Source organism: Paraburkholderia sp. GAS199, from assembly GCF_050436585.1.
In the GTDB taxonomy this organism is placed as follows: Bacteria; Pseudomonadota; Gammaproteobacteria; order Burkholderiales; family Burkholderiaceae; genus Paraburkholderia.
In genome coordinates, this window is record NZ_JBNDMM010000003.1 from 1,003,489 (window position 1) to 1,022,154 (window position 18,666).

The window sequence follows — 18,666 nt, forward strand, 5'->3', positions numbered from 1 at the left end:
GGATTCATAGGCTAATCAGAAGCTTAGGCGCTCGAGTGGGCGAACGGGTGCGCGGCGTTGCGCCGTGGCACAATCCAGGAAACGTTTCATGAAACGTTCCGCAAGACGTTTCGTGGAACGCGTTTATCCCGAAGGAGTGTCCGAGTGAGCGCCTTTTCGCCGTCTTTCGATTCGTCCAGCAGCGGCCAGCCGGGTGTGGCGCTGGTCAGCATCAGCCGTCTGCAGTCTTTGTGCGAAACGGTCGCGCCGCGCTACGCGAACCGCGCGCGCTTTTTCCCGGTGCGCGAGGGCTACGGCGCGGCGGTCACGGCCTTGCAGGCCTATGTCGACGCCGGCGCGGTCGATGTCGTGCTGGCTGCGGGCTCGAACGGCGCCTATCTGCGCGACAACCTCAGCGTGCCGGTGGTCATGGTCAAGGTGAACGGCTTCGATGTGCTGAGTGCGATTACCCGCGCCACGTCGAACTGGCCGGGCGCGTCGATCGGACTGGTGCTGCACGAAACGATCTCGCACGAACTCGCCGACCTGAGCGGCTGGCTGAGCGTCGGGCTGAAGCAACGCGCCTACCGCTCCGTCGACGAAGTCCGGCTCGCCGTGGCAAGCCTCGCCGCCGATGGCTGCGGCGTCATCATCGGACCGGGCATGGCCTGCGACTTCGCCCAGCGCGCCGGGCTCGAGAGCGTATTTCTCTACTCGCTCGGTGCAGTCGAGGAAGCGTTCGAGCGCTCGGTGGAACTGGCGCGCGTGAGCCGTCAGAAAGAATCGAAGCGCGTTCGGCTGAATACGATCGTCGCGCACCTGCGCGACGGCGTGGCCGCCTTCGACGAAGCCGGTCAGCTCGAAGCCGTCAATCCGGCCATGCTCGATCTGCTGGCCCTCGACCGGGAGCAGGATGCGTCGGCTCAACTGGTTCGCGCGCTCGGGCCGCTACTGCGCGAGGTCGGCGCCACGGGCGCAGCGCCCGACGAGCGCGTCGAGCAGTTCGGTGGGCGTTCGGTGATCGTCAACTGTCTGCCGGTCATGGAGCAGGGCGCGCGCGCCGGCGCGGTCGTGACCGTGCAGGACGCGCTGGTCGCGCAGCGGATCGACCGGACGCTGCGCACCAGTCAGCGGCCGAAACATCTGGTTGCGCGGCACCGGCTGGACGATCTGATCGGCGACTCGGCCGCGCTTGCACGCGTGAAGCGCCTCGCGCAGGCGGGCGCGGCGCACGACGCCACCGTGCTGCTCACCGGCGAGAGCGGCACCGGCAAGGAACTGGTCGCGCAAGGCATCCACAACGCCAGCCGGCGGCGCGGCAATCCGTTCGTCGCGTTCAACTGCGCGGCGCTGCCGGAAGGTCTGATCGAAAGCGAGCTGTTCGGCCACGAAGAAGGCGCCTTCACCGGCGCGCGGCGCGGCGGCAAGCCGGGGCTGTTCGAAATCGCGCATACCGGCACCATCTTTCTCGACGAAATCGGCGAGATGCCGGCTTCGCTGCAAAGCCGGCTGCTGCGGGTCTTGCAGGAGCGCGAAGTCATGAAACTCGGCGCCGGACGGGCGACGCCGATCGACGTGCGGGTGATCGCCGCCACGCATCGCGATCTCCACGCGCTCGTCGAGCAGGACGCATTTCGCGCGGATCTGTATTTTCGGCTGAATCTGCTTCAGATAGAATTGCCGCCGTTGCGCGAGCGGCGCGCCGACCTGGCGCAACTGGCGCGGCACTTGTTGAGCCGCAGCGCGTCCCAATATGGGTTGTCGGAGCAGGCTCAAGAGCGCGTGCTGGCCTTTCTCGCGCCGCTCTTCGAGCAGTACGCGTGGCCCGGCAACGTGCGGGAGCTGGAAAATCTGCTGGCGCGCGCCGCGATTTATTCCGTCGACGCCGCGTCCGAAGCCGCGGACGACCTTCACGCCGTTTTTCCCGAGTTCGCGCGCATGAACCGGGTGGCGCATCAGGCGGTTCCGGCGCAAAACGGCGCGGCGGTCGCGCCGAACGGCAGCGGCCCAGCCCGTGCCGCGCCGAGCCGCGAAGCGGTTCTGCAGGCGCTCGAAGCCGCCGGCGGAAACCGCGCGGCGGCCAGCCGGGCGCTGGGCATCGGCCGCACCACGCTCTGGCGGCTTCTCAGGGAATAGACCCCTTTGATAGGCGCCGCCAAGGCGTTAAATAGTGTCAGGCTATCACTATGATTAAAACAATCCGCTTTACCTATTAAGCGTCGTCTGACATACTGACTCCACTTTCCAACCACTCAGAAAGAGGACTCAGCAAATGCCGATCATCAATAGTCAAGTCAAACCGTTCAAGGCACAGGCTTTCCACAATGGCGATTTCGTGACCGTCACTGAAGAAACCCTGAAGGGCAAGTGGTCGGTTTTCGTTTTCTACCCGGCTGACTTCACCTTCGTTTGCCCGACCGAACTGGGCGACCTGGCTGATCGTTACGCGGAATTCAAGAAGCTCGGCGTGGAAATCTACAGCGTGTCGACCGATACGCATTTCACGCACAAGGCATGGCACGACACGTCGGACACGATCCAGAAGATCGAATACCCGATGATCGCCGACCCGACCCTGGCAATCTCGCGCAACTTCGACGTGCTGATCGAAGAAGAAGGTCTGGCACTGCGCGGCACGTTCGTGATCAACCCGGAAGGCGAGATCAAGCTGTGCGAAGTGCACGACAACGGCATCGGCCGTGACGCAGGCGAGCTGCTGCGCAAGGTTCAGGCTGCGCAATACATCGCGGCACACCCGGGTGAAGTTTGCCCCGCCAAGTGGACGCCGGGCGCAGAAACGCTGTCGCCGTCGCTGGACCTGATCGGCAAGATCTAAGCTTCACTGCATCGAGTCGTACACGCGCCTCGCGGCGCATCCCGTGCGGAGCGCTTCTTACAGCGATCCGCACGCCCCCGGGCTGCGCGCATCCTATCCGGATAGGCGCAGTGCCCGGGACCCAACACCCTCGTCACGGAATCGAATCGCCATGCTTGACGCCAATCTCAAGACCCAGTTGAAAACGTACCTCGAAAAGGTTAGCAGGCCTATCGAGATCGTCGCGTCGCTCGACGACAGCGCGAAATCGCAGGAGCTGCTGGCACTGCTGAACGATATCGCTTCGCTGTCGGAGCGTGTGGCCGTGATCGAACGCCGTGACGACGCAGAACGCAAGCCGTCGTTCTCGATCGGCGAGCCGGGCAAGGCAACCGGCATCCGCTTCGCCGGCATTCCGATGGGCCACGAATTCACGTCGCTCGTCCTCGCGCTGCTGCAGGTCGGCGGCCATCCGGTCAAGCTCGACGACGCGGTGATCGAACAGATCCGCAATCTCGACGGCGACTACGCCTTCGAAACGTATTTCTCGCTGTCATGCCAGAACTGCCCGGAAGTCGTCCAGGCACTGAACGTGATGGCGCTCATCAATCCGCGTATCGGTCACGTCGCGATCGACGGCGCGCTGTTCCAGAACGAAGTCGAAGCGCGCCAGATCATGGCGGTACCGACCATGTTCATGAACGGCGAAGTGTTCGGCCAGGGCCGCAGCGGCGTGAAGGAAATTCTCGCGAAGCTCGACAGCAACGCCGGTGCACGTGCTGCGAAAGAACTGGAAAAGAAGCCGGTGTTCGACACGCTGATCGTCGGCGGCGGTCCCGCAGGCGCGGCAGCCGCGATCTACTCGGCGCGCAAGGGCATTGCGACGGGCGTGGTGGCGGAGCGCTTCGGCGGTCAGGTGCTGGACACGCTCGCCATCGAGAACTTCGTCTCCGTCACCGAGACGGAAGGGCCGAAGTTCGCCACGGCGCTCGAACAGCACGTGAAGAGCTATGAAGTCGACATCATGGACGTGCAGCGCGCCGACGCACTGATTCCTGGCCGGATCAACGAAGTGCGCCTCGCCAACGGCGCGGTGCTGAAGGCGAAGACGGTCATTCTCGCGACCGGTGCGCGCTGGCGCGAAATCAACGTGCCGGGCGAGCGCGAGTACCGCAATCACGGCGTGGCGTACTGCCCGCACTGCGACGGTCCGTTGTTCAAGGGCAAGCGCGTCGCGGTGATCGGCGGCGGCAACTCGGGCGTCGAAGCGGCGATCGATCTGGCCGGTATCGTGAGTCAGGTCACGCTGTTCGAATTCGGCGCACAACTGCGCGCAGACGAAGTGTTGCAACGCAAGCTGCGCAGTCTCGCCAACGTCACGGTCGTGACCGAAGCGCAGACCACGGAAATCACCGGCGACGGCAAGAAGGTCAACGGTCTGGTCTACAAGGATCTGCGTTCGGGCGAATCGAAAAAGGTCGAACTGGAAGGCGTATTCGTGCAGATCGGCCTCGTGCCGAACACCGAATGGCTCAAGGGCACGGTCGAATTGTCGAAGCACGGCGAGATCGTGGTCGACGCACGCGGCGCGACGTCGGTGCCGGGCGTGTTCGCTGCGGGCGACGTGACCACGGTGCCGTTCAAGCAGATCGTGATCGCAGTGGGCGAAGGCGCGAAGGCATCGCTCTCCGCGTTCGATCACCTGATCCGCAACAGCGAAGAAGTTGAGGTGGTGAGTGAAGTCGAAGCAGAAGCTGTGTGAGCTAGTTGGAAAGTAATGAACGGCGGCCTTCGGGCCGCCGTTTTTTTTGCGCGGACGGTTCGCGCGATTCTCACGGTTCACGCGATTCGAGCAACGCGCGAAACCGGCGCCTCCGTTCAGGCATTCCGCATACGTCGCGCGTACTGCAACGCAGCACGCCCGTAAACATCCGTTTCATTCATCCGCTCGATGCAGCGTGCGCCCGCAACCGCGCGACCCGCATCGTTTGGAGCCTCGCACCTGGCGCGATTCCTTGGCGATCCGCGCGTCACGCCATATAAATGGGAAAGCCGGACACGCTCGTGCCGGCATGCGTAACGGGCTGCCCGACAGAGGCGGCCTGGCCGGCAACGGACGGCATAAAACAAGGAGGGAGACAATGGCAACACCGCAAGCGGCCCCCGCACGCTGGGTCGACGGCAAGCGTTATCTGTGGCTGCTCGGCGCGCTCACCATCACCTTGCCGCTGCATGCCGCGAATTTCGCCATGCTGACCGGCTGGCACTTCTTCTGGTGGTTCGGGCCAATCTTCGTGTTCGGCATCATTCCGGTGCTCGATTATCTGATCGGCGACGACCCGAACAACCCGCCGGAAGACATCGTCCCGACGCTCGAAAAAGAGCGCTACTACCGCCGGATCGTCTACCTCGCCACCTTCATCGAATACGTGTCGTTTTTCGGCGCGTTATGGATCGTGGGCACGCACTCGCTGCCGTGGTACGACTACCTGGGCTTCGCGCTCTCGCTGGGCGCGGCCACCGGCGTGTCGATCAATACCGCTCACGAACTGGGTCACAAGACCGATCGTTTCGAGCGCTGGCTCGCGAAGATCACACTCGCGCCCGTCGCCTACGGCCACTTTTTCGTCGAGCACAATCGCGGCCATCACGTGCGCGTCGCGACGCCCAACGACCCGGCGAGCGCGCGCTACGGGGAATCGTTCTGGGCGTTTCTGCCGCGCACGGTGGGTGGCAGCATTGCGTCGGCGTGGCGGCTCGAGAAGCATCGGCTCGAGCGTCTGGGCAAATCGCCGTGGACCCTGCGCAACGAAGTGCTGCACTCGTGGGCGATGACGGCGGTGCTGTGGGGCGCGATGGTGGCGCTGTTCGGCAAAGTCGTGATTCCGTTCCTGCTGATCCAGGCTGTGTACGGCGCTTCGCTACTCGAAGTGGTCAATTACCTTGAGCATTACGGACTCGGCCGCAAGCAGCTCGCGAGCGGCCGTTACGAACGCTGCCAGCCGCAGCATTCGTGGAACAGCAACCGCATCGTGACGAACCTGTTTCTCTATCAGTTGCAACGTCACGCGGATCACCACGCGAATCCGACGCGCTCGTTTCAGGCCTTGCGGCATTTCGACGGCGCGCCGCAGTTGCCGTCCGGTTACGCGACCATGATCATGCTGGCCTACGTGCCGCCAATCTGGTTTCGCGTGATGAATCCGCGCGTCGTGGCGCATTACCGGGGCGATATGGCGCAGTCGAATATCCGTCCGGCGATCCGCGAGCGTGTGCTGGCCGAGTTTGCCGGTTAGCCGGCCGGTTGCGAACCGCCCATAAAAAAGCCGCCTGGGCCCGAGCCCGGCGGCTTTTTTTCTGCCTTGCAGGTAGAGCGACAGGGCGAGCCTGGCGGCTCGCCGTGCCGGCTTCAGTCGATCAGGCCCACATGGCCGAGGTTTCGATGTTGCGCAGGTCGAACACCAGCACTTCGGCGTCGCGGCCTTGCGAGAAGGTCAGCGCTTCCTCGCCGCGCACGCGCGCGCCGTCGCCCTCGCCGAGTTCCACGCCGTTCACCGTGACGCTGCCGCGTGCCACCTGGATGTACGCGTAGCGATCTTTCGCCAGCTCGAGCCGCGCGGTTTCGTCACCGTCGAAAAGACCGGCGTAGACGCGTGCGTCCTGTTGCACCTGGAGTGAATCGTTCGCGCCGTCCGGCGACAACACGAGCCGCAAGTTTCCGCGCTTCTGATCCGCGCCGAAGTGACGCTGCTGGTAACGCGGCGGCGTACCCATCTTCGACGGCGCGATCCAGATCTGCATGAAGTGCACCGGCTCGGTCTTCGAATGGTTGTATTCGCTGTGCGCGACGCCCGTTCCCGCGCTCATCAACTGAATGTCGCCGGGGACGATCACCGAACCCGTACCCATCGTGTCCTTGTGTTCGAGCGCGCCTTCCAGCACGTACGAGAAAATTTCCATGTCGCGATGCGGGTGCTTGCCGAAACCTTGCGACGGCGCGACGCGGTCGTCGTTGATGACGAGCAGGTCCGAGAAGCCATTCTGCTTCGGGTCGTGATAGCTCGCGAACGAAAACGTGTGACGCGAGCTCAGCCAGCCGTGCTCTGCGCGACCGCGTTGATTGGCGTGTCTGATTTCAAGCATCTTCTTCTCCTTGGTTGTGCGATCCGGGCAAGTGGTTTGTCCGCGATCCATGAACGACAGTGTAGGTCAATCCAGATGGTTATAATCAATGCCAGATGCGAAACACTGTCACGATGGAGTAGACAATCAATATGCAACTCGACGACATGCGAATCTTCGTCGCCACGGTGGATGCGCGGAATTTCACCGCGGCGGCCAACCGGCTCTCGTTGTCGAAACAGTTCGTCAGCCGCCGCGTGATGGCGCTGGAAGAGGCGCTCGGTGTGCAGTTGCTGATCCGCAATACGCGCAAGCTGGCCGTGACCGAACTCGGCCAGGAGTTCTACGAGCGCGCCCGGCGCATTCTCGGCGAAGTGGAGGACGCCGAGCAGGCCATGTCGCTGCGGCGCGCCGGGCCGCGCGGGCTGCTGCGCGTGAGCGCGCCGATGTCGTTCGGGATGATGCATCTCTCGCCGCTGGTGGCCGCGTTTCTGCGCGAGCACAACGAAGTGCGTTTCGACATGGAGTTGAGCGACCGCACCGTCGACGTGGTGGGCGAGGGCTTCGACATGGCGATTCGCATCGGTACGCTGGCCGACTCCACGCTGATCGCGCAGAAGCTGGTCGACGTGAGAATGGTGGTGTGCTGCAGCCCTGGTTATCTGCGGCGGCGCGGCAAGCCCAAGGTGCCGGCGGATCTCGAACGCCATGACTGTCTGCTGTACGGACACGGCGGCGCGGTGAGCTGGGATTTCGTGATCGACGGAGCGGTGAAGGGCGTCGAGGTGCACGGACCGCTGCGCGCCAATAACGGCGATCTGATTCGCGATTCGGCGGTGGCCGGTCTCGGTATAGTTCGGCTTCCTGATTTTATTGTCGCACGTACGATTCAGGAAGGTCTGCTCGTGCCCGTGCTCGACGCGTTCCTGCCGTCGGCGGCAACGGTCTACGCGGTGTACCCGCAGCATCGGCAAAGCTCGGTGACGATTCGCGCGTTCGTGGGTTTTCTGCGCGAGCGCATGAGCAAGGGGCTGGCGCCCGCATAATCTCAGGCCGAGCGGCGCAACTCAGTCGCCGCTCAGTCACCGCTCAGTCACCGCTCGACCAGGCTACCGTAGCGCTTAGCCGTTGCGGAAAATAAAGCTGTACCCGTTGAGCGCCGGCACGCCGCCGAGATGCGCGTAGAGCACGCGGGAGCCGGCCGGGAATTCGCCGTTCCTCACCATGTCGATCATGCCGTGCATCGACTTTCCTTCGTACACCGGGTCGGTCAGCACGCCTTCGAGCCGGGCGCACAGGCGGATCGCCTCGAGCGTGCCGTCGTTCGGCAAACCATATTCGGGACCGCCGTAACGCTCGTCGAGCACGATGTCTTTGTCGGTGATATCGCGGCCGAGGTCCACCTGTTCCGCCGTCTGTTTCGCGATGCGCGCAATTTGCGCGCGGGTCTGCGCCGGTTTCGCCGACGCGTCGATGCCGATCACGCGATCGGCGCGGCCGTCCGCCGCGAAGCCGACGACCATGCCGGCCTGCGTGCTGCCTGTCACCGAGCACACCACGATGTAGTCGAATTTGAAGCCGAGTTCTGCTTCCTGCTGGCGGACTTCTTCCGCGAAGCCGACGAAGCCGAGTCCGCCGAGCGGATGGTCGGAGCAGCCCGCAGGAATCGCGTAGGGTTTGCCGCCGGCGGCGCGCACGCTGTCGAGCGCGTCTTCCCAGCTTTTGCGAAAGCCGATATCGAAGCCGTCTTCGACGAGGCGCACGTCCGCGCCGAGAATGCGCGACATCTGGATATTGCCGACGCGGTCGTACACGGCGTCGGAGTAGTTCACCCAGTTCTCCTGCACCAGCACGCATTTCATGCCGAGATGCGCGGCCACGGCGGCGACCTGACGCGTCTGGTTCGACTGGATGCCGCCGATCGACACCAGCGTGTCGCAGCCTTGCGCCAACGCTTCGGGAATCAGGTATTCGAGCTTGCGCGTCTTGTTGCCGCCGAACGCGAAGCCGCTGTTGCAGTCTTCGCGCTTCGCATACAGATGCACTTTGCCGCCGAGGTGGTCGCTCAGGCGCTTGAGCGGCTGGATCGGCGTCGGTCCGAAAGTGAGCGGATAGCGGGGAAATCGTTGCAGGTTCATGGCAGCTCCGGTGAGGGGTGGGACGCGAGCGGCGAACCGTGAATGGCCGGCTTCGCGTTCAAACCATCTTAGGGAAAAGCGCCAGAAATGAGCTTGCGAAAAAAATGCCAACGGCTTACTTTAAACATGGCGTTTATCCAATGAACCTAATAAAAATTTGTCTGGAATACCATGAGCGCAACAAAAGTTCGTTCGTCATCGAGAGCGGCCGCGCCGCTAACGCGTGAAGCGGCGCCGCAAGCGCTCGACCGTATCGACCGCGCGATCCTGCGGCAGCTTCAGGCCGACGCGTCCATTTCGAACGTCGCGCTGGCGGCCAGGGTGAAGCTCAGCGCGCCCGCGTGTTTGCGGCGCGTCGAGCGGCTGAAGGAGGCGGGGCTGATTCGCGGTGTGGTCGCGCTGATCGATCCAAAAGCGGTCGGCGCGGGCATGCTGGTCATCATCGGCGTCGTGCTGGACCGCTCCACGCCCGAATCGTTTGCCGACTTCGAGAAAGCGGCGCAGAAGGTCGCGGGCTGCATGGAGTGTCACGTCGTGACCGGCGAGTTCGATTACTTCATGACGATCCGCACGCGCGACAGCGAGAGCTTCAACCGTCTGCACGCGGAACAGCTGCTCTATCTCCCCGGTGTGCGGCAGATCCGTTCCTTTATGGTGCTCAAGGAAATTCTGTCGACCACGCGTTTCCCGCTGTAGCGCTCCCGGCCGCCGAATGCCGCGGAGAGAACTGCCGCGCGGTGTCGGTTTTCCCTTCCGAGTGTTCGTTCCACCGATTAGGCCCGTATTTTGCACAGGTGGCTGCGTCGGCAATTCTTTCGCGCGTATCTGTTCAGACAAAAGCCCGGTTTTACCCACTTGGGCCGATGCGAACTGTGCGCTTTGCCGGGCAGCGCGTGTCGTCTGCTGAAAAAATTACATGTCGTAAGTAGTTATGCGACCGGCAATGCGACCGCTCGTGCGAGTCGTCGCAGACCGTTGCAACTATCGACACAGACGTAAAACTCTTCGCGATACGCGAGAAACGGAGGCTTCCGGTGTCCATCAGCCGTAGAAAGCGGGGCGTCACGCTTCGCAATAAACAAACAGGAATCGCGGCAACGTCTCTAGTGGCCGTAACGTTGGGCGCACTCGCCGGTCTGCCTGGGTCCGCTCTGGCGCAAACGCCTTCGCCGCTCGGCGAGTGGCAATACTCGGTGGGCATTCCGCTGCAGAAGATGTGGCAACCCAATATCCCCGACTGGCAAGTGCGTTTCGGCGCGGCCTCGTCGTTCCAGCCGCGTTACGAAGGCTCGGACCGCTATCACATCATGGCGGGTCCGAGTATCGACGTGCGCTACAAGGACCTGTTCTTTCTCTCCAGCGGCGAAGGTTTCGGCATGAACTTCGCGCAAGGCAAAAACTGGCGCGCAAGCATTGCCGCCGTCTACGACCTCGGCCGTCGCGCGCACGACGACCCGCAGGAACTGAACGGACTCGGCAATATCAATGCGGCGCCGGGCGTGAAACTGTCGGGCGAATACGTGGTGTCGCAAGATTTCCCGCTGGTGTTACGCGCGGACGTGCGGCGCTATTTCGGCGGTTCGAACGGCTGGACCGGCGATCTGGGCGCGTATATGCCGATGCCAGGAAGTTCGAAGAAGTTCTTCTGGTTCGCCGGACCGAACATGACGCTCGCCGACTCGACCTACATGAACAGCTGGTACGGCGTGAATCAGACGCAATCGGTCAATTCGGGCTACTCGCGCTACCACGCCAGCGCGGGTGTCAAATCGGTCGGCTTCGGTATTAGCGCGGTATGGCTCTTCGACAAGCACTGGTTCGCCACCGCCGACGGCGCGTTCGAACAACTGGTGGGCAGCGCGGGCAACAGTCCGGTGACCCATCGCAAGGCCAACGGTGTCGCGGACATCTCCATCAACTACCGTTTCTGATGCCGTAAAAACTGGCGGGATACGGTGCGCGGGTTTCGTGCCGTATTCGCGGGTATATCGCTTGCTCGACTCCTGATGCGCGTGAGGCCGGAGTTCCTCCGGCGCGCCTGAATTCAAGGAGTCGATCCCCATGGCAGGTAAACAGAGCACGGAGAAGCCGGCAAATAAGGCTTCAAATCAGGCTGCAAAAGCAGCAGGAAAATCGTCGCAGGCCAGCGACCCGAAATCGAAAGATCTCGAACAGTTTCGCGTTAGCCCCGAAGGTCAGGCGTTGCGCACCAATCAGGGTGTGAAGATCGCCGACAACCAGAATACGTTGCGCGCAGGTCCGCGCGGTCCCTCGCTGCTCGAAGATTTCATCATGCGCGAGAAGATCACGCACTTCGACCACGAGCGGATACCCGAGCGCATCGTGCATGCGCGTGGTTCGGCGGCGCATGGGGTCTTTCAGGTGTACGAATCGATGCGCGACTACACCAAGGCCGCGTTTTTGCAGGACCCGGGCGTGCAGACGCCGGTATATGTCCGTTTTTCCACGGTGCAGGGACCGCGTGGTTCCGCCGATACCGTGCGCGACGTGCGCGGCTTTGCCGTGAAGTTCTACACGCAGGAAGGCAATTACGACCTCGTCGGCAACAACATGCCGGTGTTCTTCATTCAGGATGCCATCAAGTTTCCGGACTTCGTTCACGCCGTGAAACCCGAGGCGCCCAATGAAATGCCAACCGGCGGCTCGGCTCACGACACGTTCTGGGACTTCGTCTCGCTCGTGCCCGAATCGGCGCATATGGTGTTGTGGACCATGTCGGACCGCGCGATTCCGCGTAGTTTGCGCAGCATGGAAGGCTTCGGCATTCATACGTTCCGGTTCGTGAATGCGCAGGGCAAGGGTCGCTTCGTCAAATTCCACTGGCGTCCGGTGCTCGGTTCCTATTCGCTGCTGTGGGACGAAGCGCAGAAACTCGCAGGCAAGGACCCGGATTTTCATCGGCGCGATCTGTGGGAATCGATCGAGCGCGGCGATTATCCCGAGTTCGAACTGGGCGTGCAGATTGTCGAGGAAGAAGACGAGCACAAGTTCGACTTCGATCTGCTCGACCCTACCAAGCTGATTCCGGAAGAACTGGTGCCGGTGAAGATCGTCGGCAAGATGACGCTCAACCGCAACCCGGACAACTTCTTCGCGGAGACGGAGCAGGTCGCGTTTCATCCGGGTCACGTGGTGCCCGGCATCGATTTTTCGAACGACCCGCTTTTGCAGGGACGCCTCTTCTCGTACACGGATACGCAGATCAGCCGGCTCGGCGGGCCGAACTTCCACGAGATTCCGATCAATCGTCCCGTCGTGCCGTTCAACAACAATCAGCGCGACGCGATGCATCGCCAGGCAATCAATGTCGGGCAGGCGTCGTACGAGCCCAATAGCGTGAGCGGCGGCTGGCCGAAGGAAACCGATCCGGCGCCCGCCGACGGCGGCTTCGAAACGTATCAGGAACGCGTGGACGGTACGAAGATTCGCGTGCGCAGCGACTCGTTCGCCGATCATTTCTCGCAGGCCGCGCTGTTCTACAACAGCATGTCGCAACCCGAGAAAGATCATATCGCCGCGGCTTATCAGTTCGAACTCGGCAAGGTGACCAAGCCGGAGATTCGTGCACGCGTGGTGAACGAGATTCTTGCTAACTTCGACGCAGGCCTTGCCGCGACCGTAGCCGAAGGGCTCGGACTGCCCGCGCCGAAGAAGGGTACGGCGAAGCTCAGCGGCCCGAAAGCGTCGCCTGCGCTCAGCCTCGTCAACCGGGTCGTGCCGGGCATCAAGACGCGCAAGATCGCCTTGCTGGCCGCCCCGGGTTCCGACAGCGCCGCGATCGGCAAGCTGCAAAAAGCGCTGACGAGCGAGGGCGCCACGCCCATGCTGATTGCGCCGACGCTCGCGCCGATCGACGGCCTCGTGCCCGACGCGACGATCGCCGGTTTGCCGTCGATCATGTTCGACGCGGTGATCGTGGCCGGCGGCGCGGCGGGCGCGAAGCTGCTGGCGCAATCCGGCGACGCGCGTCATTTCGTGCTGGAGGCGTTCAAGCATCTGAAGGCGATCGCCGCCATCGGCGCGGGACGCGACGTGCTCAGCGCCGCGCATCTGCCCGACCACGCGGACGGCGTGGCGACCGGCGACGACAAGCAGTCGGCCGAGGTGTTGAAGGCGTTCATCGAGACCGCCGGCGAACATCGGGTGTGGTCGCGTGCCGCGCAGGCGGAAACCGTACCAGCGTAGCCTGTCGCAGTCGGCTGCAGTCGGCTCCCCCACGAAGTAAAACTGGCCGGTTCAACCCGGCCAGTTTCACGTGCGCACGCAGGCGGCGCGGTTCCGGCAATAGGGATCGACGCCCCGTCCAGCAAGGCGCGACCGCCGCTATAGCCCTCGAAAAAGCGGCTCATCCTGTATGATTACGCCCGTCGCATCGCGACTTCGAAATGCCGCGTAAAACCTGAAAAATATTCCGAATAATTCGGACTCACCACGCCGAAGACAGAAAAAATGACCGCATCTCAGGCCGTCGATCAGAATCGTTTTCGCAGCATCATCCGCCGCAATATCGCGCTGCCGCTCGGCATGGGTATCGTCACGATGGCGGTGTTCGTCGCGCTGATCGCCTATCTCGTGTCCACGATGAACTGGGCGGAGCATTCCGAACGCGTGATCGGCCAGGCCAATGAATTGATGCGTCTTGCCGTGGAGCGGCAGTCGTCCGAGCGCGGCTTTCTGATTACCGGCGACGAGACCTCGCTTTCGCCGTACGACGCGGGCGGTTCGAAGTTCAAGACGCAGATCGAAGAGTTGCAGCGGCTCGTCTCCGACAACCCGCCGCAAGTCGACAAGCTCAAGCAGATCGAGTCCGCGCAGCAGCGCTGGACCCGTTTCGCCGAAGAGGCGATCGACCTTCGGCGCAGAAACCAGACGCTCGACAGCGCGGTCACGAACGGGCGCGGCAGAACCGAATTCGACGAAATGCGCCGCGTCTTCGAAGACTTTCTCGGCGTGGAAACACGTCTGCGCCAGGAGCGCACCGACGCAACGCGCAATGTCACGACAACGCTCGTCGGCGTCTTCCTGGCCTTCAGTCTGATCGTGAGCGGCCTGCTCGCGTGGGTGGGGCGGCGCGAACTGCTGAGTCTCTCGTCCACCTACGACGGCGTGCTGCGTCATCAGACCGAACAGACCGAAAGTCTTCAGGAGCAGGTGTGGCTGCGTTCCGGCCAGCGCCTGCTCGCCGAGAGAGTGGTCGGGCAGACGTCACCGGAACTCGTCGGCCGGGCGATGCTCGACTTCCTCGCGCAGTATCTCGAAGCCGCCGTCGCCGCGCTTTACGTGCGCGACAAACGGCACGGCACGTTGCGCCGCATCGCAACCTACGGCTTCAGCCGCGAAAGCGAGCAGGCCACCGCGCGCAATTTCGAAGACTCGGAAACGTTGATCGGTCAGGCGGCGGTTGCGCGTCGCACCATCGTATTGCGCGACGTGCCGGCCAACTACGTGCAAGTGGTGTCGGCAACCGGCAGGAGCGCGCCGAAGAATCTGCTCATCATGCCGATCCAGAACGACGGCGAAGTCAACGGCGTGATCGAACTCGGCTTTATTCGCGAACTGACGCCGCGCGACCAGGAGTTCGTGGAACTGGTCGGCAACGCCATGGGCGATTTCGTCGAAGCGGCGCTGTATCGCGAACGTCTGCAGGACGCGCTCGCCGAGACGCAGCAGTTGAACGAAGAATTGCAGGTGCAGCAGGAAGAACTGCGCGTCTCCAACGAAGGGCTCGAAGAACGCGGCCGTGCGCTGATGGAATCGCAAACGCGTCTGGAAGCGCAGCAGGCGGAACTCGAACAGACCAACGTACAGCTGGAAGAATACGCGCAGCGTCTGGAGCGGCAAAAATCCGATCTGCTGCGCGCGCAGGACGATCTGGCCGCCAACGCCGCGCGCCTCGAACAGTCGAGCCGCTACAAGTCGGAATTCCTCGCCAACATGTCGCACGAGTTGCGCACGCCGCTGAACAGTTCGCTGATTCTCGCCAAGTTGCTGCAACAGAACCGCACCGGCAATCTGAGCGACGAGCAGGTGCGCTACGCCGAAACCATTCACGCGTCGAATAGCGACCTGCTGGTGCTCATCAACGACATTCTCGATCTATCGAAGGTCGAGGCGGGTCAGGTTACGGTCGAACTCGAAACGGTATCGATCGACGCCACCTTGCAGGCGTTGCAGGAAATGTTCACGCCGCTCGCGGAAACCAAGCACCTGCGCCTCGCGTTCGAGCGTCAGCCGGGTACGCCCGACACCTTCGTCACGGACGGTCAGCGTGTCACGCAGATCCTGCGCAACCTGCTGTCGAATGCGGTGAAATTCACCGAGCGCGGCGAGGTTTCGCTGAGCGTCGCGCCCGCCGAAGCCAACATGCTGCGTATCGACGTGCGCGATTCCGGCATCGGCATCGCGGCCGACAAACTGGAAATGATTTTCGAAGCGTTCCAGCAGGCCGACGGCTCGACCAGCCGTCAGTACGGCGGCAGCGGTCTCGGCCTGTCGATCTCGCGCGAGTTCTCGCGTCTGCTGGGCGGGCGCATCACGGTGGCGAGCGAAGTGGGCAAGGGCAGCACGTTCACCTTGTGGCTGCCGCGCGACGGCGAAGCGAGCGCGCTGGCCGCCGAAGCCGGCAAGGCGCCGCAACGCCACGTCGACAAGGCCGCGGATGCGGCGGCGCAAGAGCAGTTGCAGTCGACGCAGGCTTCGACTTCTTATACCGCTTCGTCGGGCCAGTCCACCAGCGAACCGCTTCTGACCCGCGCGCCTGCGAGCGACGGTCAGAGCGCCGTCATTACCGCGGCAAACGGCTTGTCCCGAGGCCACGGTGCCGAAGCGGCCGTCGAGTCGATTGCCGACGACCGCGACAATCGCACCCGAGCCGGTCGTCTCATCGTGGCGGTCGAAGACGACATCGCGTTCGCCGAAATTCTGCGTGACCTCACGCACGAACTCGACTTCGACTTCGTGCACGCCAGCAATGCGGCGATGGGTCTGGCGCTGGTGCGCGACATGCGCCCGGCCGCGGTGCTGCTCGACGTGGGCCTGCCCGACCGCTCCGGCCTGACGGTGCTGGAGTGGCTGAAGAACGATCCGCTCACGCGCCACATTCCAATTCACATCGTCTCGGCCACCGACCACGCCGACAAGGCGCTGCATCTCGGCGCGATCGGCTACACGCTTAAGCCGACGGCGCGCAGCACGATGGAAGCCGCGATCCGCCGTCTCGAAGCGCGCCTGCAGCAGCGTCTCAAACGCGTGCTGGTGATCGAGGACGACGCGCCGATGCGCGAGAGCATCCGCGCCTTGCTGCAGAGCGAAAATACGGAAATCGTGGCCGTCGCCACGCTGGCCGAAGCGCTCGATTACCTCTCGAAGTTCAGCTTCGACTGCGTCGTGACCGACCTCGCGTTGCCCGACGGCACCGGCTACGACCTGCTCGAACGGCTCGCCGCGAACACGGCGCACGCGGCGCTGCCGGTCATCGTCTACACGGGCCGCATGCTGTCCGACGAGGAAGAGCATCGTCTGCGCCGTTATTCGAAGTCGATCATCATCAAGGGCGCGAAGTCGCCGGAACGCCTGCTCGACGAAGTGACGCTGTTCCTGCACAGTGTGGAGTCGTCGCTGGCGCCGGAGCAGCAGCGCATGCTGCGCACCGTGCGGCAGCGCGACAACGCTTTCGAAGGGCGCACCATCCTGCTCGCCGAAGACGACGTGCGGAATATCTTCGCGCTCTCGCACGTGCTGGAGCCGCTCGGCGCCAAACTGCAAATTGCGCGCAACGGGCGCGAGGCGCTGGAAGCGCTCGACAACGGCCCGGAAGTGCATCTGATCCTGATGGATATCATGATGCCGGAGATGGACGGTCTGACCGCGATGGGCGAGATTCGCCGTAACCCGCGCTTTGCGCATCTGCCGATCATCGCGCTGACCGCCAAGGCCATGGCGAACGACCGCACCCGCTGTCTCGAAGCCGGCGCGGACGACTACGTTTCCAAGCCGATCGACGTGGACAAGCTGGTGGCCTTGTGCCGCGTATGGCTGCGCCAGCGCTAGTAAGAAACACGGAACCACGATGAGCCAGTCCGAATTCGACGCGCCGCAACGCATCAGCGATTTCGACATCGAGTTGAAATTGCTGCTGGAGGCGATCTACCTCAAGTATCAGCACGACTTCCGGCACTATGCTATGTCGTCGCTGCGGCGTCGGTTGTCGCAGGCGCTGGAGGAGTTCGGGCTCAAGACGCTCTCGCAGTTGCAGGACCGCATCATGCGCAGCGGCGACGAATTCTCGCGGCTGTTCCAGTACCTGACCGTGCAGGTCAGCGACATGTTTCGCGATCCCGCGTACTTTCTGGCGCTGCGCGAACACGTGCTGCCGCGTCTGCGCACCTATCCGTCCATCAAGGTATGGGTGGCCGGGTGCAGCACCGGCGAGGAATTGTGGTCGCTGAAGATTCTGTTCGACGAAGAAGGGCTCACCGAGCGCACGCTGTTCTACGCGACGGACATCAACCCGGACGCACTCGCGCGCGCCGAGTCGGGCATCTATGCGCTCGAACGTATTCAGGGTTTCACGCAAAACTATCTGGCGGCGGGCGGCAAACGCTCGCTGTCCGACTACTATCATGCGGCGTACGGCGGCGCGCGTTTCGCCGGTTCGCTAAAAGATCGCGTCGTGTTCGCGGATCACAGTCTGTCGACGGACGAAGTCTTTCTCGAAGCGCATCTGGTGTCGTGCCGCAACGTGCTGATCTATTTCGATCGCGGGTTGCAGGATCGCGCGCTCGGGCTGTTCGAAAACGCGCTGGTGCGGCGCGGCTTCCTCGGGCTCGGCAGCAAGGAAAGTTTGCGTTTTTCGCGTCACTACGAAGCGTTCGACGAGTTCCGTTCGAGCGAACGCATTTATCAGAAGCGATAGGACAGGCCCATGTCTCGCTCGACTGACAGATCGACCGCCGGTTCTGCGCCGGGTTCAACATCGGCTTCGGCCCAGGAACCCGCGTCCGGCGACGCGACAGCGCGCGGCTACGAACTCGTCGTGATAGGGGGTTCGGCCGGTGGCATCGAAGTGTTGAACGTGCTGCTCGGCGCGCTGCCGGTTGCGTTCGCGCCGGCGGTGATGATCGTGTCGCACTTGCCGCCCGATCCGCCGAGCTATCTGGTGCAGGCTTTCTCGCACCGTTGCGCGCTGCCGGTCATGGAGCCGGACGCCGGCGAACGCATTCTGCCCGGACGCGTGCACGTCGCGCCGCCGGGCTATCACATGCTGGTGGAGAGCGACCGCACAGTTGCGCTGTCCACCGACGCGGCCGTGCGGTTTTCGCGGCCGTCCATCGACGTGCTGTTCGAATCCGCCGCCGAGGTGTATCGCGACCGCCTGCTGGCCATCCTGCTCTCCGGCGCGAACGACGACGGCGTGCAGGGCCTGCGGCGCGTGCGCGCCCTGGGCGGCACGAGCTGGGTGCAGATTCCTGACACCGCCAGCTCGCCCGAAATGCCGCGTGCCGCGATCGAGCGCGGCGTCGCGGATTGCATTTACTCTCCCGAAACTATGGCCAGGCGGCTTGCAGCATTGCCGGCCCCTCTCTGACCCGA

12 protein-coding genes and 1 pseudogene are annotated in these 18,666 nt (G+C 63.2%); 11 read left to right on the forward strand and 2 right to left on the reverse strand.

Features of this window, described 5'->3' with window-relative positions:
• Window positions 1-144: 144 nt before the first annotated feature.
• From prpR to P3T18_RS16105, 4 genes are all read left to right on the forward strand, one after another.
• Window positions 145-2,115 (forward strand): propionate catabolism operon regulatory protein PrpR, encoded by a 1,971-nt coding sequence (prpR, locus tag P3T18_RS16090; RefSeq protein WP_429300904.1) that lies wholly within the window; start codon window positions 145-147, stop codon window positions 2,113-2,115.
• A 136-nt stretch (window positions 2,116-2,251) separates the two neighbouring features.
• The gene (gene ahpC, locus P3T18_RS16095; RefSeq protein WP_429300905.1) at window positions 2,252-2,815 is read left to right on the forward strand and encodes an alkyl hydroperoxide reductase subunit C; all 564 of its coding nucleotides are present in this window, start codon (window positions 2,252-2,254) and stop codon (window positions 2,813-2,815) included.
• Between the two features lie 151 nt (window positions 2,816-2,966).
• Window positions 2,967-4,556, forward strand: a complete 1,590-nt coding sequence (gene ahpF / locus P3T18_RS16100) for an alkyl hydroperoxide reductase subunit F (protein WP_429300906.1) — start codon at window positions 2,967-2,969, stop codon at window positions 4,554-4,556.
• A 379-nt stretch (window positions 4,557-4,935) separates the two neighbouring features.
• Complete coding sequence (locus tag P3T18_RS16105; protein WP_429300907.1) at window positions 4,936-6,090, forward strand: alkane 1-monooxygenase; 1,155 nt, start codon at window positions 4,936-4,938, stop codon at window positions 6,088-6,090.
• 121 nt (window positions 6,091-6,211) lie between these two features.
• Here the strand turns inward: P3T18_RS16105 and P3T18_RS16110 are convergent, their stop codons facing one another.
• Window positions 6,212-6,937: a pirin family protein gene (locus P3T18_RS16110; protein WP_429300908.1), complete on the reverse strand. Its 726-nt coding sequence runs from the start codon at window positions 6,935-6,937 to the stop codon at window positions 6,212-6,214.
• A 131-nt stretch (window positions 6,938-7,068) separates the two neighbouring features.
• On the opposite strand from P3T18_RS16110, the gene P3T18_RS16115 reads away from it, so the two are divergent.
• Window positions 7,069-7,962, forward strand: a complete 894-nt coding sequence (locus tag P3T18_RS16115; protein WP_429300909.1) for a LysR family transcriptional regulator — start codon at window positions 7,069-7,071, stop codon at window positions 7,960-7,962.
• Between the two features lie 75 nt (window positions 7,963-8,037).
• On the opposite strand, the gene P3T18_RS16120 is transcribed toward P3T18_RS16115, so the two are convergent.
• A complete protein-coding gene (locus P3T18_RS16120) occupies window positions 8,038-9,054 on the reverse strand; it encodes a 1-aminocyclopropane-1-carboxylate deaminase (protein WP_429300910.1) in 1,017 nt (338 codons plus the stop codon).
• A gap of 171 nt (window positions 9,055-9,225) precedes the next feature.
• Between P3T18_RS16120 and P3T18_RS16125 the strand changes: the two genes are divergently transcribed.
• The 6 genes and pseudogenes from P3T18_RS16125 (at window position 9,226) to P3T18_RS16150 (ending at window position 18,661) form a co-directional block, all read left to right on the forward strand.
• Window positions 9,226-9,750: an Lrp/AsnC family transcriptional regulator gene (locus P3T18_RS16125; protein ID WP_429300911.1), complete on the forward strand. Its 525-nt coding sequence runs from the start codon at window positions 9,226-9,228 to the stop codon at window positions 9,748-9,750.
• 392 nt (window positions 9,751-10,142) lie between these two features.
• On the forward strand, window positions 10,143-10,985 hold the full coding sequence (locus P3T18_RS16130; protein WP_429301113.1) for a MipA/OmpV family protein: 843 nt from the start codon (window positions 10,143-10,145) through the stop codon (window positions 10,983-10,985).
• A gap of 109 nt (window positions 10,986-11,094) precedes the next feature.
• A pseudogene (katE, locus tag P3T18_RS16135) lies at window positions 11,095-13,260 on the forward strand (catalase HPII); the annotation flags it as partial.
• 264 nt (window positions 13,261-13,524) lie between these two features.
• Window positions 13,525-17,124 carry a response regulator gene (locus P3T18_RS16140; protein WP_429300912.1) on the forward strand — a complete coding sequence of 1,200 codons (3,600 nt, stop codon included), beginning with the start codon at window positions 13,525-13,527 and terminating at the stop codon, window positions 17,122-17,124.
• Window positions 17,125-17,143: 19 nt separating this feature from the next.
• A complete protein-coding gene (locus tag P3T18_RS16145) occupies window positions 17,144-17,989 on the forward strand; it encodes a CheR family methyltransferase (protein ID WP_429300913.1) in 846 nt (281 codons plus the stop codon).
• A gap of 9 nt (window positions 17,990-17,998) precedes the next feature.
• Window positions 17,999-18,661 carry a chemotaxis protein CheB gene (locus tag P3T18_RS16150; RefSeq protein ID WP_429300914.1) on the forward strand — a complete coding sequence of 221 codons (663 nt, stop codon included), beginning with the start codon at window positions 17,999-18,001 and terminating at the stop codon, window positions 18,659-18,661.
• The last annotated feature ends 5 nt before the right edge of the window (window positions 18,662-18,666 follow it).